At 68.1% G+C, this 16,159-nt stretch carries 16 protein-coding genes; 8 read left to right on the top strand and 8 right to left on the bottom strand.

Going from position 1 to position 16,159, the window contains the following annotated elements:
- Window positions 1-80: 80 nt before the first annotated feature.
- Window positions 81-1,130 (bottom strand): phosphoribosylformylglycinamidine cyclo-ligase, encoded by a 1,050-nt coding sequence (gene purM, locus ACO6D5_RS15285; protein ID WP_315845667.1) that lies wholly within the window; start codon window positions 1,128-1,130, stop codon window positions 81-83.
- 345 nt (window positions 1,131-1,475) lie between these two features.
- Here purM and hda point away from each other — a divergent pair, with 345 nt between their 5' ends.
- The 4 genes from hda to ACO6D5_RS15265 are packed head-to-tail and all read left to right on the top strand — an operon-like array spanning window position 1,476 to window position 4,751.
- Window positions 1,476-2,177: a DnaA regulatory inactivator Hda gene (gene hda, locus ACO6D5_RS15280; protein WP_088587700.1), complete on the top strand. Its 702-nt coding sequence runs from the start codon at window positions 1,476-1,478 to the stop codon at window positions 2,175-2,177.
- On the top strand, window positions 2,174-2,872 hold the full coding sequence (locus ACO6D5_RS15275; protein ID WP_315845668.1) for an HAD-IB family hydrolase: 699 nt from the start codon (window positions 2,174-2,176) through the stop codon (window positions 2,870-2,872). Before hda ends, ACO6D5_RS15275 begins: the two co-directional genes overlap by 4 nt.
- The gene (gene pcnB / locus ACO6D5_RS15270) at window positions 2,873-4,258 is read left to right on the top strand and encodes a polynucleotide adenylyltransferase PcnB (RefSeq protein WP_315845669.1); all 1,386 of its coding nucleotides are present in this window, start codon (window positions 2,873-2,875) and stop codon (window positions 4,256-4,258) included.
- A 4-nt stretch (window positions 4,259-4,262) separates the two neighbouring features.
- Window positions 4,263-4,751, top strand: a complete 489-nt coding sequence (locus ACO6D5_RS15265; protein ID WP_485825844.1) for a 2-amino-4-hydroxy-6-hydroxymethyldihydropteridine diphosphokinase — start codon at window positions 4,263-4,265, stop codon at window positions 4,749-4,751.
- A 36-nt stretch (window positions 4,752-4,787) separates the two neighbouring features.
- On the opposite strand, the gene ACO6D5_RS15260 is transcribed toward ACO6D5_RS15265, so the two are convergent.
- From ACO6D5_RS15260 to ACO6D5_RS15245, 4 genes are read right to left on the bottom strand one after another with little or no spacing between them, the layout of a single operon-like run.
- Complete coding sequence (locus ACO6D5_RS15260) at window positions 4,788-5,687, bottom strand: PfkB family carbohydrate kinase (protein WP_315845670.1); 900 nt, start codon at window positions 5,685-5,687, stop codon at window positions 4,788-4,790.
- A gap of 56 nt (window positions 5,688-5,743) precedes the next feature.
- Window positions 5,744-6,577, bottom strand: a complete 834-nt coding sequence (locus ACO6D5_RS15255) for a CoA ester lyase (RefSeq protein ID WP_315845671.1) — start codon at window positions 6,575-6,577, stop codon at window positions 5,744-5,746.
- Window positions 6,574-7,767 (bottom strand): CaiB/BaiF CoA transferase family protein, encoded by a 1,194-nt coding sequence (locus tag ACO6D5_RS15250; RefSeq protein ID WP_485825843.1) that lies wholly within the window; start codon window positions 7,765-7,767, stop codon window positions 6,574-6,576. Before ACO6D5_RS15250 ends, ACO6D5_RS15255 begins: the two co-directional genes overlap by 4 nt.
- Window positions 7,764-8,594, bottom strand: coding sequence for an HTD2 family dehydratase (locus ACO6D5_RS15245; protein ID WP_315845672.1), 831 nt, complete (start codon window positions 8,592-8,594; stop codon window positions 7,764-7,766). Before ACO6D5_RS15245 ends, ACO6D5_RS15250 begins: the two co-directional genes overlap by 4 nt.
- Window positions 8,595-8,744: 150 nt before the next feature.
- On the opposite strand from ACO6D5_RS15245, the gene ACO6D5_RS15240 reads away from it, so the two are divergent.
- The gene (locus tag ACO6D5_RS15240; protein ID WP_006226357.1) at window positions 8,745-9,638 is read left to right on the top strand and encodes a LysR family transcriptional regulator; all 894 of its coding nucleotides are present in this window, start codon (window positions 8,745-8,747) and stop codon (window positions 9,636-9,638) included.
- A 34-nt stretch (window positions 9,639-9,672) separates the two neighbouring features.
- On the opposite strand, the gene paaG is transcribed toward ACO6D5_RS15240, so the two are convergent.
- The 3 genes from paaG to ACO6D5_RS15225 are packed head-to-tail and all read right to left on the bottom strand — an operon-like array spanning window position 9,673 to window position 12,831.
- Entirely contained in the window at window positions 9,673-10,497 is an 825-nt protein-coding gene (paaG, locus tag ACO6D5_RS15235) for a 2-(1,2-epoxy-1,2-dihydrophenyl)acetyl-CoA isomerase PaaG (RefSeq protein ID WP_485825842.1), read from the bottom strand.
- Window positions 10,494-11,606, bottom strand: coding sequence for an acyl-CoA dehydrogenase family protein (locus ACO6D5_RS15230; RefSeq protein ID WP_485825841.1), 1,113 nt, complete (start codon window positions 11,604-11,606; stop codon window positions 10,494-10,496). Before ACO6D5_RS15230 ends, paaG begins: the two co-directional genes overlap by 4 nt.
- 34 nt (window positions 11,607-11,640) lie before the next feature.
- Window positions 11,641-12,831: an acyl-CoA dehydrogenase family protein gene (locus tag ACO6D5_RS15225; RefSeq protein ID WP_485825840.1), complete on the bottom strand. Its 1,191-nt coding sequence runs from the start codon at window positions 12,829-12,831 to the stop codon at window positions 11,641-11,643.
- A 199-nt stretch (window positions 12,832-13,030) separates the two neighbouring features.
- On the opposite strand from ACO6D5_RS15225, the gene ACO6D5_RS15220 reads away from it, so the two are divergent.
- The 3 genes from ACO6D5_RS15220 to ACO6D5_RS15210 are packed head-to-tail and all read left to right on the top strand — an operon-like array spanning window position 13,031 to window position 16,142.
- Window positions 13,031-13,435, top strand: coding sequence for a Zn-ribbon domain-containing OB-fold protein (locus ACO6D5_RS15220; RefSeq protein WP_315845676.1), 405 nt, complete (start codon window positions 13,031-13,033; stop codon window positions 13,433-13,435).
- On the top strand, window positions 13,432-14,604 hold the full coding sequence (locus tag ACO6D5_RS15215) for a thiolase (protein WP_485825839.1): 1,173 nt from the start codon (window positions 13,432-13,434) through the stop codon (window positions 14,602-14,604). Before ACO6D5_RS15220 ends, ACO6D5_RS15215 begins: the two co-directional genes overlap by 4 nt.
- A 17-nt stretch (window positions 14,605-14,621) precedes the next feature.
- On the top strand, window positions 14,622-16,142 hold the full coding sequence (locus ACO6D5_RS15210) for a class I adenylate-forming enzyme family protein (protein WP_485825838.1): 1,521 nt from the start codon (window positions 14,622-14,624) through the stop codon (window positions 16,140-16,142).
- Window positions 16,143-16,159: the final 17 nt, after the last annotated feature.

The following is a 16,159-nucleotide window of genomic DNA, read 5'->3' as shown; positions in this document are numbered from 1 at the left end:
TGTAAAAACCCCCGAAGGTTGGATCAACATCCAACTTTCGGGGGTCAGTTCAAGGCGGGTTTTCTTTTGATGGCGGACGCTTACACCACGAAGGTCTGCGCCATGCCTTCCGTCTGCTCGACGATCTCGCCGATCTTGCTGACGGTTTCGCCTTGTTCGCGCAGGGTCGCGGCGATGGCGTCGGCCTGGGCCGCGTCCACCACCAGCACCATGCCGATGCCGCAGTTGAAGACGCGGTGCATTTCCGTGTCTTCCACGCCGCCCTGTTCTTGCAGCCACTGGAACAGCTTGGGCATTTCCCAGCCGTCGCGGTGCAGCTTGGCCGACAGGCCGGGCTGCAGGATGCGCGGCACGTTGTCCAGCAGGCCGCCGCCGGTGATGTGGGCCAGGCCCTTGATGTCGGTGCCGTGCTTGGCCAGCGCGGCCAGCACTTGCTTGACGTAGATGCGCGTGGGCGCCATCACGACGTCGACCAGCGGCTGACCGTGGAAGTCGTCGGTGGGCTGGGCGTTGGCGCGTTCGATGATCTTGCGCACCAGCGAAAAACCGTTGGAGTGCACGCCGCTGGAGGCCAGGCCCAGCACCACGTCGCCCGGCTTGATGGACTTGCCGTCGATGATCGCGGACTTTTCCACCGCGCCCACCGCAAAACCGGCCAGGTCGTATTCGCCGTCCGGGTACATGCCCGGCATTTCAGCGGTTTCGCCGCCGATCAGCGCGCAGCCCGACAATTCGCAGCCCTTGGCAATGCCGCCCACCACCGACGCCGCCGTATCCACCGAAAGCTTGCCGCAGGCGAAATAGTCCAGGAAGAACAGGGGCTCGGCGCCCTGGACCAGGATGTCGTTGACGCTCATGGCGACGAGATCGATGCCCACGGTGTCGTGGCGGTTCCACTCGAAGGCCAGGCGCAGCTTGGTGCCCACGCCGTCGGTGCCCGAGACCAGCACGGGCTCGTTGTACTTCTTCGGCACTTCGAACAGCGCGCCAAAGCCGCCGATACCGGCCAGCACCCCGGGGCGCATGGTACGCGCGGCGAGGGGTTTGATACGGTCGACCAGGGCGTCGCCCGCGTCGATGTCGACACCGGCATCGCGGTAGGTCAAGGGGGCTTTAGGTTGATTCGTCATGAGAAATGCCGTGGGGTATGTAACAATTGCTGGGAATTTGGTGGAACGCCCTGCATTTTACGATGTTGCGGGCCTGAGCAGGGTTCAAGCCGGCCGGGCGCGGCGATTGCGGCGGGAGCCGGCCAGGCGGGCTGGCGGGCAAAAATGGCGCAAACCCAAGCCAGGCAAAGCGCTTGAGCGCGACACCATCCACCCAGGTGGTTTAAAGTGTTGGGTTGGCCGGTATGGATTTTGCCAGTTTCTGGCGGGTTAATCTTGCGCCGGCCCTTTGTATCACCGTTTTTTGGCTTTTCCGGCAACACCGGCATGTCCTCGCGACGCTGCAAGCCTGATCGATAACCTCTCATGAACCGCCAGCTGCTGCTCGACGTTCTTCCCGCGCCAGCGCCATCGCTGAACAACTATATCGCCGGCCCCAACGGGGAAGCGCTGGCAGCCGTGCGCGCGCTCAACCCTGGCCGGGCCCTGTACATCTGGGGCGCGGCGGGTTGCGGCCGCACCCATCTGCTGCGCGCGCTGACCGCGCGCCCGGACGCCGTCTTCGTCGATCCCGCCAATGGCGAGATGATGCTGCGCCGCCTGGCCGAAGCCGATTCCAAATCGCCCATGCCCAAGTTCGTGGCGGTGGACGACGTGCACCGCATGGACGACAGCCGCCAGGCCGCCCTGTTTGCGCTGTACAACCGCTGGCGCGAATCCGCTGCCACGGGCCGCGCGTTTGCGCTGGCCCTGGCCGGCGACCGCGCGCCGCTGTCGATGCCGCTGCGCGAAGACCTGCGCACGCGCCTGGGCTGGGACCTGGTGTTCCGGCTGGACCCGCTGTCCGACGCCGACAAGCTGGCCGCGCTATCCGCGCAGGCCGCCGAGCGCGGCATGCACCTGGCCCCTGAAATCATCAACTGGATGTTGATTCACCACGAGCGCGACATCCGCAAACTGGCCGCGCTGCTCGACGCGCTGGACCGCTATTCCCTGGCCACCGGCCGCCCCATCACCCTGCCCTTGCTGCGGGCCATGCTCGCAGACCCTGATTCGCAACGCACATGACCTCCCGACGTCTCGCCCTGTTCGACCTGGATCACACCCTGCTGCCGCTGGATAGCGACTATCAATGGGCCGACTATCTGGCACGCACGGGCCGCGCGGGAGACCCCGACATCGCCCGCCGCCAGAACGACGACCTGATGGACCGCTACAACCGCGGCGAACTCACGGCCGAGCAGGCCGCCGAGTTCATGCTCGGCCTGCTGGCGGCGCATTCGCCGTACGATCTGGCGGACTGGCATGAGGAATTCATGCGCGAAGTCATCCGCCCGTCCATCACCGCCGACGCGCGGGAGCTGGTGCAATCCCACCTGGACGCCGGCGACCTGTGCGCCATCGTCACCGCCACCAACAGCTTCGTCACCGCCCCCATCGCCCGCGCCTTCGGCGTGCCGCACCTGGTGGCCACCGATGCCGAATACCTGCGCGGCCGCTACACCGGCCGCATCCTGGGCACGCCCAGCTTCAAGGAAGGCAAAGTGGTGCGCGTGAACGATTGGCTGTCCAATATGGGCCTGGGGCTTGCGGATTTCTCCGAATCGTTTTTCTATAGCGATTCGGTCAATGATGTACCGCTGCTCGAAAAGGTGACCCGTCCGATCGCCGCCAACCCCAGCCCGACCCTGCGCAATATCGCCCAGGAACGCGGCTGGCAAGTGATCGACTTGTTCGACCACATGGAAGATTCGAAGTCCTAAATGATCACTGAAACCATAAAAAAATTCGTCGGCCGCTTGTTCGCGCCGGCACCCCGGGGGCCGTTGCGCATCACGCGCGACAAGCACGGCATTGACCGCCGTAACGTTTCGCGCCACGCCATCAAGGTCTGCGAAGTCCTGCGCCAGCACGGCTACGAGGGCTATATCGTCGGCGGCGCCGTGCGCGACCTGATCGTGGGCCTGGAGCCCAAGGACTTCGACGTGGCCACCAACGCCACGCCCGAACAGATCCGCCCGCTGTTTCGCCGCGCCCGCATCATCGGCCGCCGCTTCCAGCTGGTGCATGTGGTGTTCGGCCAGGAGATCATCGAGACCTCGACCTTCCGGGCGCCCGCCTCGGAAGACCAGGAAACCGACGAGCACGGCCGCATCCTGCGCGACAACGTGTTCGGTTCGCAGGAAGAAGACGCCAAGCGCCGCGACTTCACGATGAACGCGCTGTACTACGACCCGCACAACGAGGAAGTCATCGACTACCACAATGGCGTGGCCGACTTGAAGAAGCGCCAGGTCCGCATCATCGGCGACCCGGTCAAGCGCTACCGCGAAGATCCGGTGCGCATGCTGCGCGCCGTGCGTTTCGCCGCCAAGCTCAACGGCACGATCGACCCGGCCACGCGCCAGCCGATCAGCACCATGGCCGAGCTCATCGAAAACGTGCCGGCCTCGCGCCTGTTCGACGAAATGCTCAAGCTGCTGACCTGCGGCCACGCGATGGACTGCCTGCGCCAACTGCGCGCCGACGGCCTGCACAATGGCCTGTTGCCGCTGCTGGACGTGGTGCTGGAACAGCCCGGCGGCGAACACTTCGTGGAACTGGCCCTGGAACGCACCGACGCGCGCGTGCGCGCCGGCAAGACCATCAGCCCCAGCTTCCTGTTTGCCGCCCTGCTGTGGCAGCAGGTGGACGTGCGCTGGAAGCAGCTGCGCGCCCAAGGCGAACACACTATCCCCGCGTTGTCGCAAGCCGCCGATTCGGTACTGGACGAACAGACCGAGAAGCTGGCCATCCAGCGCCGTTTCTCGTCGGACATGCGCGAGATCTGGTTCATGCAGCCGCGTTTTGAACGCCGCATGGGCAAGACCATCTTCCGCATGATCGAACAGCCGCGCTTCCGCGCCGCCTGCGACTTCCTGCAGCTGCGCGCCGCGGCCGGCGAGTTCGACAGCGTGCTGGCGCAATGGTGGATGGATCTGGCCAACGCCGACGACGTCACCCGCGCCGACATGATCGAAGAAGTCTCGCGCCTGCCGCGCGAAGCTGGCGACGCCGGTGGCGGCGGCGGTCCGGCGGCCTCGTCGTCCCCGCGCAAGCGCCGCCGTCCGCGCCGTTCTTCGCCGCGCGGCCCGGCCAGCGCTGAATAACACCGTGGCGCCCTCCCTGGTCCGCGCCTACATCGGCCTGGGCGCCAATCTGGGCGACAGCGCGGCCACCTTGCGCCGCGTGCTGGCCGAACTGCAGGCGACCGACGGCATCGCCGCCGTGACGGCGTCGCCGTTCTACCGCAGCGCGCCCGTGGAGGCCACCGGCCCTGACTTCGTGAACGCCGTGGCGGCGCTGGACACGCGCCTGCCGCCGCTGGCCTTGCTAGATGCGCTGCAGGCGCTGGAAAACAGCCATGGCCGCCTGCGCCCCTACAAGAACGCTCCGCGCACGCTGGACCTGGACCTGCTGGCGTATGGCGACACGCAACTGGATCACGAACGGCTGATCCTGCCCCACCCCCGCATGCACCTGCGCGCGTTCGTGCTGCTGCCGCTGCGCGACCTGGCGCCGCAGATTGCCGTGCAGGGCAGGCCGATCAGCGCGTGGATCGATGCGATCCACGATCAGGCGATTGAACGGATCGTTGAATAGCTGCGAGAATTGACGGGTCAGGCGCCCTTGGCGCCATCACCCTGCCTTGGCGGTAAACGCCATCATCGCCCGTTCCACGTCTTCCACCTTGGGCAGGCCTGCCTCGTTGCCCAGATGCTGGATCTTGTGAGCCGACGCCGCACGCGCGAAGGTGAAGTGTTCCACCCAGGGCTGGTCCGGGCGGTTCAGGTAAGACCAGACATAGGCGCCGTGGAACACGTCGCCTGCCCCCGAGGTATCCACGATGCGGTTGCCCGGCACGTCCAGCGACGGCAGCGTGTCGACGCGGCCCGCCTCGTCGTACCAGAGCATGCCCCGTTCGCCCATCGTCACGGCGCCGATTCGGCAGCCGCGCGCCTTCAGCAGGTCCAGCAAGCCTTCCGGCGTCAGGCCCAGCTGTTCGCACATGCGCTCCGCGCAGACGGCCACGTCGATATGGCGCAACAGCTCGTCGGTGTTCTCGCGCACGCCGCCGCCATCCAGCGACGTCAGCACCCCCGCCTGCCGGCAGGCCCGCGCATAGTGCAGCGCGGCGTCGGGCTGATGGCCGTCCAGATGCAGCGCGCGATAGCCGCTGATGTCCAGCCGGGGGAAGTCGTTCAGGTAATCTGCGTCGCGCGCGCGCACGATCGCGCGCTTGCCGTGATTGGGCATGATGAAGGACAAGGATGAGCGGCGCACGTGGCGCGCATGCAGCGTCACGCCGTGCGCGGCCGCCATGTCCGTGTACATGTGCCCCAGCCAGTCGGGCGCCAGCGAGCAGATCAGGTCAGGCGGCGAGCCCAGCCGTGCGCACGCGAATGCGGCCGTGACGGCGTTGCCGCCGAAAGACACGGCATAGTCCCGCGCCACGCTCTTCTCGTCGCCCGTGGGCCATTCGTCGGCCAGCACGGTGACGTCGATATAGGTGTGTCCGATGAAGAGCGCATCGCTCATGGCGCAGCCTGTGAAGAAAGGAAGGGAACCCGGAGGATAGGCGAGATCCGCCCCGGCTAGGCGCCGGCCTGCTCCCCGGCTTGCGCCAGCACCAGGCGCGCCCGCGCGATGACGGGCGCATCGACCATCCGGCCGTCCAGCATGAAGGTGCCCGACGCCGTCTCGCGGTGCGTGGCGACGACGCGGCGCGCCCACGCAAGCTCTTCCTGCGCCGGCACGAAGGCCGCGTGGATCACCGGCACCTGCGTGGGATGGATGCACAGCATGCCGCCGAACCCCATCTGCTGGGCGCGGCCCGCCGCAAGCGCCAACCCGGCCTGATCCTGCACGCCGGCATGGACGCCGTCCAGCGCCGGCGCCAGCCCTGCAGAACGGGTATGCAGCAGCACCTGCACCCGCGCATGGTCCAGCACCGTTTCCGCGCCGGGGGAGTCGGGCGTCAGGCCCATGTCCAGCCCGTAGTCCAGGCTGCCGAAGGCCAGCCGCGCCACCCCTGGGGTGGCCGCGACCTCGGCCGCGTTCAGCAGGCCGCGGGCCGTTTCGATGATGGGGATGACGGGCAAGCCCGTCTGCGCCACGTGCCGCACCTGCGCCAGGCTCTCGGCCTTGGGCAGCAGGATGCCCGCGACGCCCGGCTGGCCCCGGCAGGCTTTCAAGTCGTCGTCGTGCCAGGACGTGGAGGCGTCGTTGATACGCACCCACAGGCGCGTCTGGCGATGCGTCCCCAGGAAGTCGCACAGGGCTTCGCGGGCAGACGCCTTGGCCAGATGCTCGACCGCGTCTTCCAGGTCGACGATGACGGCATCCGCGCCGGCGGCCAGCGCTTTGGGGATGCGCTCGGCGCGCGAGGCCGGCACGAACAGGGCGCTACGAACGACGGGATGCGTCACACGACCTCCGAGGCATGGAACTGCGCCACTTGATCCGGCGCGTATCCCAATGATGCTAGCACCGCATCGGTGTTTTGGCCCACCGAGGGCACCGCGGCCATGCGCGGCGTGAAAGCGTTGCTGCTGGCCGGCGGCAGCAGCGCAGGCAGCCTGCCGGCCGGGCTGTCCACCTGGCTCCAGCGCGCGCGCGCCTGCAGTTGCGGGTGCGCCCAGACGCCGGCCATGTCGTTCACGCGGGCGTTGGCGATCTGCGCGTCTTCCAGCCGCTGGGTGACCTGCGCGATGGACAGGTCGGCGAAGGCCGCCACGATCAGGTCGCGCAAGGCGTCGCGGTTGGCGGTGCGCTGCGAATTCGACAGGAAGCGCGGGTCTTCGGCCAAGTCCGCCTGGCGCAGCACCTGGGCGCAGAAAACGCGCCATTCGCGCTCGTTCTGCAGGCCCAGCATGATGGTGGACCCGTCACCCACCGGGAACGGCCCGTAAGGGTAGATCGACGCGTGGGCGGCGCCGGCGCGCACAGGCGGCGCGGCGCCTTCGAACGCGTAATACATGGGAAAGCCCATCCATTCGACCATGCTTTCCAGCATGGACACGTCCAGGCGGCTGCCCAGCCCGGTCCGCTGGCGCAGCAGCAAGGCGTTCAGAATGGCCGAATAGGCGTACATGCCCGCCGCGATGTCGGCGATCGAACACCCCGCCTTGACCGGATCGTCCTTGGTGCCCGTGACCGACAGGAAGCCGCTTTCGCTTTGGATCAGCAGGTCGTAGGCCTTCTTGTCCTGGTAAGGGCCGCCTTCGCCATAGCCCGAGATGTCGCACACGATCAGGCGCGGGTACTTCTTGTGCAGGGCGTCGAACGACAGCCCCAGCCGCGCCGCGGCGCCAGGCGCCAGGTTCTGCACCAGCACGTCGGCCGATTCCAGCAGGCGGTCCATGATGCCGCCCGCTTCGTCGCGCTTCAGGTCGAGCGTCAGGCTTTCCTTGGAGCGGTTGGTCCAGACGAAATGCGAGGACAGGCCGCGCACACGCTCGTCGTAGCCACGGGCGAAGTCGCCGCTGCCGGGGCGTTCGATCTTGATGACGCGCGCCCCCATGTCGGCCAGTTGGCGAGTGCAGAACGGCGCGGCGATGGCGTGTTCAAGGCTGACGACGGTAATGCCGTCCAAAGGGCGGGTTGCCTGCGTGCTCATTCGGTAAACCTCAGTTCAGCTTGGTGGGCCAGCGTGCCGTCCTGCTCGGCCCAAAGCTGGGCCACGCCCGGCTCGGTCAAGCGGCCGGCCACCTGGAAGGGCGCGGGCGAAATCAGCGGACGCAGGCCGCGGTACGACAGATGCGTCAGGCGCGCCTTGGGATGAGCGCGGGTAAAGGCGGCCACCATCTCGGTGGCGATCAACGGGCCGTGCACCACCAGGCCGGGATAGCCCTCGGTGCCGGTCACGTAGGGATGGTCGTAATGGATGCGATGGCCATTGAAGGTCACCGCCGAATAGCGGAACAGCAGCACGGACGTCGGATTGACCGTATCGCGCCATTGCGCCTGGGGCGCGGGTTCGCTGCCCGCAAGCTTGGGCGGCGACGGCTGCCGGTAGACGATGTCCTGCTCTTCCAGGATGACGATCTCGCCCGCCTGGTGGTATTCGTGGCGCACGGTCACGAACAGCAGCGCTCCGGTGCGGCCCGTCTTTTCCTTGACGTCGGCGACCGTGGACACCCGTTCTGCCGGCACGCCGACTTTCAGCGGCTGGCGGAATTCCACCCGGCCGCCCGCCCACATGCGGTTGCGGTCCTGGGCCGGCGGCAGGAACCCGCCGCGCGAGGGATGGCCATCCGTCCCCAATCCGTCCATGCCCACCGTGCTGATGAAGAACGCCCATTGCCACAGGGGCGGCAGGGCCTCGCCCTGGGCCGGCGCCACCCCGCCCAGCGTGGCTGCGATGCGCGCGGCATGGCCGGGGTCCATCGCGTCCGCCTTGCGTTCGCCGCTGCCGATCCAGCCTGCCGGATCTGTAGAAGTCATGCCGATATCCTTTGGTGGGGTTTTCTCAAGCGACAGCATGCCCGCAAGCCGTCCCCGTTGTGAATTCGTTTTTCCTCAAGGCGGGGTTTGCGGCGCCTGAATCGACCGCCCATGCCCAGCCCCGGCGTCGCGCGCCGTAATATATGCCCCATGCACTTCGACCTTGCCGACCTACGCCTGTTCATCCACATCGCGGAATCCCCCAGCCTGACCCAGGCGGCCAAACGGGCGCACTTGTCCCTGGCCGCCGTCAGCGTGCGGATCAAAGCGCTGGAAAACCAGCTGAATACCCGATTGCTGTACCGCGACAGCCGCGGCGTGGAGATCACGCCCGCCGGCCAGAAGCTGCTGCAGCACGCCCGCGTCATCATGCGGCAGGTAGACCACCTGAAGCACGACTTCCAGGAGCAATCCGACGGCGACGCCGGCCATATCCGGATCTTCGCCAACACCACGGCCGTCACCGAATTCATGCCGGACATCCTGGCGCAGTTCCTGTCGGGCCACCCGGGCGTCACGGTCGACCTGCAAGAGCGCCTGACGCGCGACATCGTGCGCGGCGTGCTGGACGGCACCACCGACCTGGGCATCGTGGCGGGCCCGGTGGACGCGCCAGAATTGCAGACGATCCACTTCAGCACCGACCGGCTGGTGCTGGTGGTGCCCAACGGCCATCCGTTGCAGGACCAGGAAAAGGTCAAGCTGGTGGACGCCGTGCGCTATCCGTTCATCACCATGCACGAAGGCTCCACGCTGGTCGCTTTCCTGCGCGACCAACTGGAGCGTGTCGGCCAGCGCCTGCCGCAACGCATCCAGCTCTATAGCTTCGATTCGATCTGCCGCATGGTGCAGGCCGGCGTCGGCATCGGCGTCATCCCCGATTCCGCCGCCCGCCGCTATGGCGCCGACACCAAGCTGCGCGTGGTGGAGCTGGACGAACCATGGGTGGTGCGGGAGAGGAAGCTGCTGGTGCGTGACATCGATGCCCTGCCCGGCTGCGCCCGCGAGCTCATCGAACAGATCCAGGTGCCGCGGGCGCCTTGACGCCCCTTGCCCGTCGCCGGCCCGGCCTGCCGCCTCAGGTGCCGGTGAAGGCGGGCGGCCGCTTTTCCGCAAACGCCCGCATGCCTTCCAGGTAGTCGTCGGTGTAGCCAAGCTCGCGCTGAAACCGGCATTCCAGATCGAACTGCTGCGCCAGCGTGTTGCCGCTGGACGCATGCAGCGCCACCTTGGTCGCCGCATAGGCCCGCGTGGGCCCGGCCGCCAAGGTCGCCGCGACGTCCGCCAGGGTGGCCGCCAGCGCGTCGTCGGGCACCACGCGCCAGATCAAGCCCCACGATTCCGCCTGCCGGGCGCTGACCGCTTCGCCGAACAGCGCCGCCCCCATCGCGCGGGCCGACCCCACCAGCCGCGGCAAGAACCAGGTGCCGCCCGCATCGGGCAGCAGGCCGATCTTGCTGAAGGCCTGGATGAAACGCGAGGACTCCACGGCGAACACCACGTCGCACGCCAGCACCAGGCTGGCGCCCGCGCCGGCCGCCACGCCGTTCATCACGCAGACCACCGGCACGGGCAAGGCGCGCAGGCGAGTGATCAACGGCCGGTAGCACTTCTCAAGAATCTGGCTCAGGTCGCGGCGCGAGCCGTCGTCAGAAGGCTTGCGCTCGCTTAAGTCCTGGCCGGCGCAAAAACCCCGGCCGGCCCCCGTGATCACCAGCCCGCGCAAGCCCGGATCCGCCTCCATGGCGTCCAGCGCGCGCGCCAATTCGGCGTGCATGACTTCGGTGAAGCTGTTCAGCCGGTCGGGCCGGTTGAGCGTGATGACGCCCACGCCCTGGTCCAGCGTGAAGCGGATCTGGGTGTATTCGCCGCCTTCGGCCGGGTGTGACGTTGCCCCGCTCATGCCAGTTCCTCCAGCACGGCCAGTTGCTCGGCGGTGTCGCCCAGCAGTTGGTCCACCACGGTCAATCTCTTGAAATAGTCGCCCACGTCCAATTCGTCCGTCATGCCCATGCCGCCATGCAACTGCACGGCCATCTGCGCCACCAGACGGCCCGCGCGCGCGGCTTCCAGCTTGGCCGACGCGATCATGCGGCGGCGTTGCGCGGCCTCCGGTTCGGTCAAGGCCGCAACCGCCACATAGGCCATCGACAGGGCCAGTTCCTTGGCCACCAGCATTTCGGCCAGCCGGTGCTGCAAGGCCTGGAACGACGCCAGCGGCTGCCCGAATTGCTTGCGCGTCTTCAGGTAGTCCACCGTGATCTCCAGCAACCGGTCCATGGCGCCCGCCGCATGCGCGCACAACGCTGCCGTGCCCCATTGCAGGGCCTGCGCCAGCGCCGCGTCCGCCGCCGGCCCCTCGGCCAGCAAGGCGTCGGCGGGCAGGCCCACCGCGTCGAAATCCAGCCGGGCGCAGCGGGCCCCGTCCAGCGTCGGCGTATCGGTCACGCGCACGCCCGCCGAGCCGGCCGGCACCGCCAGCAGCAGGGTCTGCCCGTCGGCGCCCTGCGCGCTGACCAGCCATGCCGAGGCTGCGGCGCCGTGCCACACCAGATGCTTGACGCCGTCCAGGCGCCAGCCGTCGGCCGTCTTGGCGGCGCGGCAGCCCTGCGGGTCCGTGTCGTAGCGGCGGCCGGGTTCCTGGTAGGCCACGCTGACGATGGCATCGCCCGAGGCGATGGCGGGCAGCCAGCGGCCGCGCACGGCGTCGCCGCAGGCGTCCAGCAGCGCCGCGCCCATGACGGCGCTGGGAATGACCGGTTCGGACACCAACCCGCGGCCCAGTTCCACATGCACTGGCAACAAGCTGGCGGGCACTTCGCCGAAGCCCCCGAAGTCCTGCGAAATGGTCAGGCCCAGTACGCCCAGTTCGGCCAGCGCGCCCCAGGCCTTGGGGTCCAGTTTGCCGTCCGCCTGGCGGGCGCGGCGCCGGGAATACGTCCATGCCTGGTCGACCAGGCGGCGCAGGCTGTCTGCCAGCATGCGCTGTTCTTCGGTGTAGATGAAATCCATGCGTGTCTTCCTGTCGGATTGCGCGTGGGCGGGCCTACAGGCCCAGCACCAGGCGGGCGATGATGCCCTTCTGCACTTCGGTCGTGCCGCCGTAGATCGAGGTCTTGCGCATGTCGGCGTAGCCTGCGCCTGACGCCGCCGCCATCTCGGGGCCCGGGCCGTGGAAATCGCCGCCAGCCTGCAGCCAGTCGGGGTCGTAAGGCCAGGCGTCCGGCCCGGCCACTTCCATTTGCAGCATGGCCAGGTCCTGCTGGATCTCGGATCCGCGGATCTTCAGCACCGAGGCCTCTGGGCCCGGCGTGCCGTCGTTGCTTGCGGCCACGCGCAGCAACAGCATTTCCAGCGCCATGATGTCGACTTCGATCCGCGAAATGCGGTCGCGGATGCGGCTGTCGGCCAGCAGCGGCCTGCCGTGCGACTTCGCGCGCGCGGCCATCTGCTTCAGGATGCCCAGTTCGCGGTGGCAATGGCCCAGCCCGGCAATGCCGGTGCGCTCGTGGCCCAGCAGGTACTTGGCGTAGGTCCAGCCCTTGTTCTCTTCGCCCACCAGGTTGGACACCGGCACGCGCACGTTCTCCAGCCAGACCTCGTTCACGTCGTGGCCGCCGTCCAGCGTGCGGATGGGGCGCACGGTGACGCCCGGGGCGCGCATGTCCAGCAGCAGCATCGAGATGCCGCGCTGCGCGCGCGCGTCGGGGTCGGTGCGCACCAGGCAGAACATCCAGTCGGCATACTGCGCCAGCGTGGTCCAGGTCTTCTGGCCATTGACGATGTATTCATCGCCGTCGCGCACCGCGCGGGTCTTGAGCGACGCCAGGTCGGAACCCGAGCCCGGCTCGGAGTAGCCCTGACACCACCAGTCCTCCACGCGCAGCATGCGCGGCAGGAGGCGCGCCTGTTGCTCGGCGCTGCCGTACTTCATCAGCACGGGCCCGATCATGGACAGGCCAAAGGGCAGCAGGCGCGGCGCGCCCGCCTTGAAGCATTCCACCTCGAAGATCAGCCGCTGCAACGCGTTCCAGCCGGTGCCGCCGTGTTCAACGGGCCAATTGGGCGCGCCCCAGCCGTGGTCGGCCAGGATGTTGTGCCAGCGCACGTAGTCCTCGCGTTCCAGCCGTTGATGCCGCAGTACTTTGCCGCGGATGTCGTCAGGCAGGTTGGCGGTGGCGAATGCGCGCACCTCGTCGCGGAATTGGCGCTCTTCTCGCGTCCAGGTCAGGTTCATGGTCTACCTCCTTTGCCCGGTATCTAGCCACGGCCCCGACAGGCCGGCAATCTGCCTCTTCCGAAGACCGGCTTCGCGCAGGATGTAGGGCGCCCCCCACTACAGGTCCGCAAAAGGCCTGCTTCAGCAATGAAGAATGGCCGAACCCGGCGGCAGTGCGGACACTAGCAGCCGTCATCCACTGGAATCCCATCGCCCCATGACTGTTGCCGATCACCAGGAAGGCGTGCCGCAGGGCGTCGAGGCGCAGTACCGCCAGGCGCTCGACCAGGGCCGCTTTCTCATCCAGCATTGCGCCGGCTGCGACCGCGCAGTGTTCTACCCCCGAATGATTTGCCCGCATTGCGGCGCGGACAAGCTGGCATGGACCGAGCCCGACGGGCGCGGCACCGTCTATTCCACCACCGTGGTGCGGCGCAAGCCCGAGGCGGGCGGCGACTACAACGTGGCGCTGATCGACTTGCAGGAAGGCGTCCGACTGATGAGCCGCGTGCAGGGCATCGCCCCCGCCGACGTGCGCATCGGCATGGCGGTGCGCGCCCAGGTGGCGCAGCAGGACGGCCACGGCCTCGTGGTCTTCGTACCCAACAAGGAGGCGCCATGACGCTGAAAGATCTGCGCGGCGCCGTCGCCGTGGCGGGTGTGGGCCACGCGGGCCTGGGACAGGCCGCGGGCTACACCGAAATGGAAATCCTGGTGCAGGCGGCGCAGCGCGCCGTGGCCGACGCCGGCTTGACGATGCGCGACATCGACGGCATCTGCACGGCCAGCGTCGCGGCGCCGATGTGGGCGATGCCGGTGATCGAACACCTGGGCATCCGCCCGACCTTCATCGACAGCACCATGCTGGGCGGCTCCAGCTTCGTGGCACATCTGATGCCGGCCCTGCATGCGCTGGCCTCCGGCCAATGCAACGCCGTGCTGGTCTGCTACGGCAGCACGCAACGCACGTCCACGCTGAGCCGGGCCGAAATCGGCCGGGTCCGCAAGCAGTTCGATCCCCAGCCCTACGAAACCCCCTACGATCCGCTGAGCCCGTTGTCGTCCTACGCGCTGGCCGCCGCGCGCCACATGCATCAGTACGGCACGCGCCGCGAACATCTGGCGCAAGTGGCCCTGGCAGCCAACCAGTGGGCGCAACTGAACCCCGAGGCGCAACTGCGCGAGCCCGCCACGCTGGACCAGATCCTGTCGGCCCGCATGGTGTCGGACCCCTTGAGCGTGCGCGATTGCTGCCTGGTCACAGACGGCGCCGGCGCCTACGTGCTGGTGCGCGCAGACCGTGCGCGCGACCTGCCGCGCCCGCCCGTCTACGTCCTGGGCAACGCCACGGCGGTCTGGAACCGGCAGATCTCGTCCATGGAAGACCTGACCGTGACGGCCGCGGCCGAATCCGGCAAGCGCGCGTTCGACATGGCCGGCGTATCGCAGAAAGACATCGACGTGGTCGAGCTCTACGACGCGTTCACCATCAACACCCTGCTGTTCCTGGAAGACCTGGGCTTCTGCGCCAAGGGCGAAAGCAAGGAATTCATCGCAGGCGGCGCCATCGCACCGGGCGGCCGGCTGCCGGTAAACACCAACGGCGGCGGCCTGTGCTGCGTGCATCCCGGCATGTACGGCGTCTTCATCATGATCGAAGCCGTCCGGCAGTTGCGCGGCGAATGCGGCGCGCGCCAGGTCGCGGATGCGCAATTGGCGCTGGTGCATGGCAACGGCGGCACGCTGTCCAGCCAATCCACCGCAATCCTGGGCACCCAGGCCACCCTTTGAACGCCACGGCAACACCGATGTCCCACGCAGAACCCTTCACCCGCATCCACGAAGTCGTCGCGCTGCAGGCGCAACTGCGGCCCGACGCCATCTGCCTGTACGAAGAAGGCGGCGGCACGCTGACCTACGCCCAGCTGTGGCAACGCGTGCAGGCCGTCGCCGGCTGGCTGCGCGACCAGGGCGTGCAGCCCGGCCACCGGGTGCTGATGGTGGGGGAAAACTGCACGGCGATGATCGCGGCGCTGTTCGGATGCGGCCTGGCGGGCGCCTGGCCGGTGGGCGTGAACGCCCGGTTGTCCGCACGCGAAGTCGACAACATCCGCCTGCACGCGCAGCCCGAACTGCTGCTCTACACCACGGACGTCTCGTCCGCCGCGGCCGCGCATGCCGGGGCTGCCGGCGCGCAAGACGCCGATCCGGCCGTCTGGGGGCCGGGCGTGCAGGCCGTGCGGGCCGCAACGCCCACGCAGGCGGAAGGCGGCGACCTGGCGGCCGACGTGGCCACCGTGATCTATACCTCCGGCACCACGGGCGCGCCCAAGGGCGTGATGGTGCCGCATCGCGGCCTGCTGCACTTTGCGCGCGTGTCGGCGGCATCCCGCCGGCTGACGCCGCACGACATCGGCTATGCGGCGCTGCCGATGTCGCACATCTTCGGCATCGCCACGGTGCTGATGGCCACCGTGCATGCGGGTGCCAGCCTGGTGCTGCGCAGCCGCTTCGACGCCGAAGACGCGTTCAAGGCGCTGGCGCATCCGGGCGTCAGCATCCTGCAGGGCGTGCCCACCATGTTCAGCCGCATGATGGCCGTGGCGCCGCCGCGCGCCGAGCTGCGCGCGCCCGCGCTGCGCTACCTGTACACCGGTGGCGCGGCGCTCGACCCCACCCTCAAGCGCGACGCCGAACGCTACTTCGGCGTGCCGATGCACCATGGCTACGGCATCACGGAGTACGCGGGGTCGATGTTCATCACGCGTATCGACGCGCCGCGCGCAGACTGCTCGGCAGGCTACGCGGTGGAGGGCGTGGAAATGCGCATCGGCAGCCCCGACAGCGGCATGCCCGCGCCCGGCGAACGCGGTGACATCCTGATCCGCGGCCCGGGCGTCATGCTGGGCTACTACCGCAGCCCCGAACAGACGGCGCAGGCGCTCTTGCCCGGCGGCTGGCTCAATACGGGCGACATCGGCTTCGTGGACGGCAGCGGCGCGCTGTTCATCGCCGGCCGCTCCAAGGACCTGATCATCCGGTCCGGCTTCAACGTGTATCCCATCGAAGTCGAATCGGTGATCAACGCGTTCCCCGGCGTGCGGCTATCGGCCGTGGTGGGCCGCGACACCGCCGACCAGAACGAGGAAGTCATCGCCTTCGTCGAGCCCCTGCCCGGCGCCACGATCGACACCAACCTGCTGATGCTGCATCTGCGCGCGCAACTGGCGCCCTACAAGCGCCCCGCGCGAATCATCCCCATCGAGACCATTCCCACGACCGTCAGCGGAAAAATCCTGAAGCAGCCGCTGAAAGAAAGGCTGGCGTAGGCGCGGATCCGCTGTTC

The sequence above is a fragment of the Achromobacter sp. genome (assembly GCF_057314935.1).
This window is presented reverse-complemented; position numbering and strand designations above follow the sequence as displayed.

What these genes read in the sequence shown, in the direction of transcription:
- ACO6D5_RS15245 (WP_315845672.1), bottom strand. Translation starts at nt 8,594, where the DNA reads ATGACTTCTACAGATCCGGCAGGCTGGATCGGCAGCGGCGAACGCAAG.
- ACO6D5_RS15225 (WP_485825840.1), bottom strand. Translation starts at nt 12,831, where the DNA reads ATGAACCTGACCTGGACGCGAGAAGAGCGCCAATTCCGCGACGAGGTG.
- ACO6D5_RS15275 (WP_315845668.1), top strand. Translation starts at nt 2,174, where the DNA reads ATGACCTCCCGACGTCTCGCCCTGTTCGACCTGGATCACACCCTGCTG.
- ACO6D5_RS15210 (WP_485825838.1), top strand. Translation starts at nt 14,622, where the DNA reads ATGTCCCACGCAGAACCCTTCACCCGCATCCACGAAGTCGTCGCGCTG.
- paaG (WP_485825842.1), bottom strand. Translation starts at nt 10,497, where the DNA reads ATGAGCGGGGCAACGTCACACCCGGCCGAAGGCGGCGAATACACCCAG.
- ACO6D5_RS15230 (WP_485825841.1), bottom strand. Translation starts at nt 11,606, where the DNA reads ATGGATTTCATCTACACCGAAGAACAGCGCATGCTGGCAGACAGCCTG.
- ACO6D5_RS15250 (WP_485825843.1), bottom strand. Translation starts at nt 7,767, where the DNA reads ATGAGCACGCAGGCAACCCGCCCTTTGGACGGCATTACCGTCGTCAGC.
- hda (WP_088587700.1), top strand. Translation starts at nt 1,476, where the DNA reads ATGAACCGCCAGCTGCTGCTCGACGTTCTTCCCGCGCCAGCGCCATCG.
- ACO6D5_RS15240 (WP_006226357.1), top strand. Translation starts at nt 8,745, where the DNA reads ATGCACTTCGACCTTGCCGACCTACGCCTGTTCATCCACATCGCGGAA.
- purM (WP_315845667.1), bottom strand. Translation starts at nt 1,130, where the DNA reads ATGACGAATCAACCTAAAGCCCCCTTGACCTACCGCGATGCCGGTGTC.
- ACO6D5_RS15260 (WP_315845670.1), bottom strand. Translation starts at nt 5,687, where the DNA reads ATGAGCGATGCGCTCTTCATCGGACACACCTATATCGACGTCACCGTG.
- pcnB (WP_315845669.1), top strand. Translation starts at nt 2,873, where the DNA reads ATGATCACTGAAACCATAAAAAAATTCGTCGGCCGCTTGTTCGCGCCG.
- ACO6D5_RS15220 (WP_315845676.1), top strand. Translation starts at nt 13,031, where the DNA reads ATGACTGTTGCCGATCACCAGGAAGGCGTGCCGCAGGGCGTCGAGGCG.
- ACO6D5_RS15215 (WP_485825839.1), top strand. Translation starts at nt 13,432, where the DNA reads ATGACGCTGAAAGATCTGCGCGGCGCCGTCGCCGTGGCGGGTGTGGGC.